This window comes from Acinetobacter sp. RF14B, from assembly GCF_006864105.1.
GTDB lineage: Bacteria > Pseudomonadota > Gammaproteobacteria > Pseudomonadales > Moraxellaceae > Acinetobacter > Acinetobacter lwoffii_C.
In genome coordinates this window covers 1-3555 of the sequence record NZ_SMTB01000148.1, presented here as the reverse complement: position 1 = coordinate 3555, position 3555 = coordinate 1, and the positions used below count along the sequence as shown (strand labels likewise).

The following is a 3555-nucleotide window of genomic DNA, read 5'->3' as shown; positions in this document are numbered from 1 at the left end:
CTTCTTGAGTAAGATGAGTATAGTTCATGATGCAACTTTGACTTTGGTCGGTCGGAAGCAAAATGCTAGCTCATCTTGCTCCCTTTCAATAATTTAATCTCTGTTGCACTTCATTTGAGAATCCAAGTATTAAAAAAGGAGATCTTTCGATCTCCTTTTTTAATTTTTCAATCAATTAAACAATGGGCGGTGTATAACTACCATCTGCAATTGAATCCTTGATGCGATCCGCTTCTGCCAGTACCAGTGCCAGCAGATTTTGCACGTTCTCAAGTGTAGCTACCGGGCTTAAAGTGGTCATTTTCAATGACTGAACATTGCCGACCTTAGTCACCCCAATATTTGCTTCACCACGAGCAAACAGTTCATCTGCCACGTTCTGGTTCAGTGCATCCACAAACTCAGCTGGATAGTCTTCAGGCACTACACGGAACAGTACCGATGCAAATTGTGGCTCAACCAGAAGTTCCAGACCATCAGTCGACTTGATGTAATCTGCAACGTCACGGGTCAGTTTTACCCCATGATCGATCATCGATCCATACAGCTCTTCGCCGAGTGCTTCTACGGTCATCCACAATTTCAACGCGTCAAAACGGCGCGTGGTTTGTAAAGACTTCGACACCAGGTTTGGCACGCCGTGCTCTTCATCATAAGCCGAGTTAAGATACTCCGCTTCATAATGCATGAAACGGTAGTTCGCTTCATCTTTGAGCAAGAATGCACCACATGAGATGGTTTGGAAATAATGCTTGTGGAAATCTAGTGTAATCGAATCAGATAACTCGATCCCATCCAGCATCGCACGATAGTCATTCGACAGAATCAGTGCCCCACCCCATGCCGCATCGATATGCATCCACGCGCCATATTTATTGGTGATTTCACGAATCTGTTTGAGTGGGTCAATCGCGCCAGCATCTGTTGTACCTGCAGTTGCAACCACACAAGCTACGATCTTGCTTTCAGACTGAAGATGCGCCATGGTCTTTTCCAGAGCATCAACATCCATTTGTGCATTTTCGTTTACAGGAACAGTCACAACTGACTGGAAGCCCATGCCCATCATTGCCATGTTCTTTTGCACCGAAAAATGTGCATTTTCAGAACAGATGACTTTGACATTGCGCATTGCGTCCGCAGGAATACCATCCCGCTGAACAGACCACGGCTGGCCGTTTTCATCTTTCCAGTTTTTCGCGATACACGCATCACGCGCAAGCAACACACCCATCAGGTTAGATTGCGTACCACCCGAAGTGAATACACCTGCCTGACCTGTACCATAGCCGACTTTTTGACGAAGCCAGTCAATCAACTGTACTTCCATCAAAGAACCCGCCGGGCTTTGATCCCAGGAGTCCATAGACTGGTTGGTAGCATTAATCAGCACTTCCGCGATTTGGCTGGTCACCATGGTCGGACAGTGCAAATGTGCTAATGAATGCGGATGATGAACTTTCAAGCTTTTATTTAAGAAAAGCTCCACCATACGCTCAAGTGATTTTTGTACACCCAAACCTTCTTTAGAAGGATTGAAGGCAATGGCACTACGTAACTCTTTGATGCTACCGCCAGTATACATTTTTTCGTTTTGCAACCATGCTGCAACCGCTTTGGTCGCCTGGTCCATTGCTGACTGATAGTCAGCAATGGATGCAGCATCATTGCAGAGTAACGCTTTACGGTGTTCTGCAAAATCTACCATGAATTATGCGCCTCGAACTGCTACAAGAGCTTCAGTAACCGCTTTCTTGAAACGGGCAATCACTTCTACACACTCTTCTTGAGTGATAATTAACGGACAAAGTAAACGGATTACCGTACCATTACGACCACCTTTTTCTAGCAACAGCTTATTATTGAAACATGCTGTCTGAATAGCAGCTGCCAATTGGCCGTCTGCAGGTAAAGAACCCATGTGGTCAGCAGGTTGTCGCTCGTCCACAATTTCAATACCGATCATTAAGCCTCGGCCACGTACATTACCGATACACGGAAGTTCCTGCGCCAGCTTTTTCAATTCAGCTTGCAGGAAATCACCGCGTTCTTGCGCATTTTGTGCCAAGTTTTGTTCTTTGATGGTCTTAATCACCGCAAGACCAGTCCCCATCGCCAGCTGGTTACCACGGAAAGTCCCCGTATGGCCAGCAGGCTGCCAAGCATCAAATTTACGTTTAATACCCAGTACTGCCAGTGGCAAGCTGCCACCTACTGCTTTAGACATAACAACAACGTCAGGCTCAATCCCTGCATATTCAAAAGCGAACATTTTGCCTGAACGGCCAAAGCCTGCTTGAACTTCGTCAAGAATGAGTACGATATTGTGTTTTTCAGTTACTTCGCGGATTTTTTTCAGCCATTTTACCGGTGCAGTCACTACACCGCCTTCACCCTGAATGGCTTCAAGAATTACAGCAGCCGGTTTAGTCACACCGCTTTCTACATCTTCAATGAAATTTTCGAAGTAGTAAGTCAATGCGTCAACGCCCGCTTCACCGCCCAGACCAAGTGGGCAACGGTATTCATGCGGATATGGCATGAATTGAACGCCTGGCATTAAGCCATTGACCGCATTCTTCGCAGACAGGTTACCTGTCATTGCAAGCGAACCGTGAGTCATACCATGGTAACCACCAGAAAAGCTGATCACCGAGCTGCGACCGGTAAAGGTTTTGGCTAGTTTAATCGCTGCTTCTGTCCCATCTGCACCAGATGGACCACAGAACTGCAGGCAGTACTCTTCTTTACCGCCTGGCAGCTGTTCAAGCAGCGCCTCAGTAAAAGCATCTTTTAAAGGTGTTGTTAAATCCAAAGTATGCAATGGCAGACCGCTTGCAAGCGTATCCTGAATACTTTGAATGACCGCAGGATGATTATGGCCTAATGCCAATGTTCCTGCCCCAGCTAAACAATCGAGGTACTCTGTACCTTCGACATCGGTAACCCAGCAACCTAATGCTTTTGCTATCGCAAGCGGCAGTTTACGCGGATAGCTACGAACATTGGATTCCATCTGACTTTGGCGAGTCAAATAGTATTCGTTAGTAGAATTAGTGGCAGGGTTTACTGAAGAAACGCTCATATCGAATTACCATCTCTGATATGGGTTAATAGAAATAAGTCGGGTGACTTGCGGTCCTTTGACTCGGTGCTTTATAAATTCCAGTTTGATGGTTTACTCATACATCATAACTAGGAGGCGGATGATACAGTCTTTTACAGGAAAATAAACGACTTTCGCCACAATTTTGCTGATTTTTTATCGAAAAAAAATATCATGCCGATTTGTCATCTGAATTATCATCTTAACCTGTGACCACCGAAAGAAAAGCACGTTCTTTTATACTTTTTTGTAGCCTTTCAGCAATCTTTCTTGGTATTTTATAACTTTAGAGATAAGCCTATAATTTTTATGATATTTAATTTCTTGGATTCTCAAATGAAGTGCAACAGAGATTAAATTATTGGAAGGAAGCAAGATGAGCTAGCATTTTGCTTCCGACCGACCAAAGTCAAAGTTGCATCATGAACTATACTCATCTTACTCAAGAA

At 44.7% G+C, this 3555-nt stretch carries 2 protein-coding genes; both read right to left on the bottom strand.

The genetic code is table 11. The features are described from left to right. Positions 1-175 precede the first annotated feature (175 nt). Entirely contained in the window at positions 176-1708 is a 1533-nt protein-coding gene (locus tag E2K52_RS13815; RefSeq protein WP_151205597.1) for a pyridoxal phosphate-dependent decarboxylase family protein, read from the bottom strand. Positions 1709-1711: 3 nt separating this feature from the next. Beyond that, positions 1712-3085, bottom strand: coding sequence for a diaminobutyrate--2-oxoglutarate transaminase (locus E2K52_RS13810; protein WP_151205596.1), 1374 nt, complete (start codon positions 3083-3085; stop codon positions 1712-1714). Positions 3086-3555: the final 470 nt, after the last annotated feature.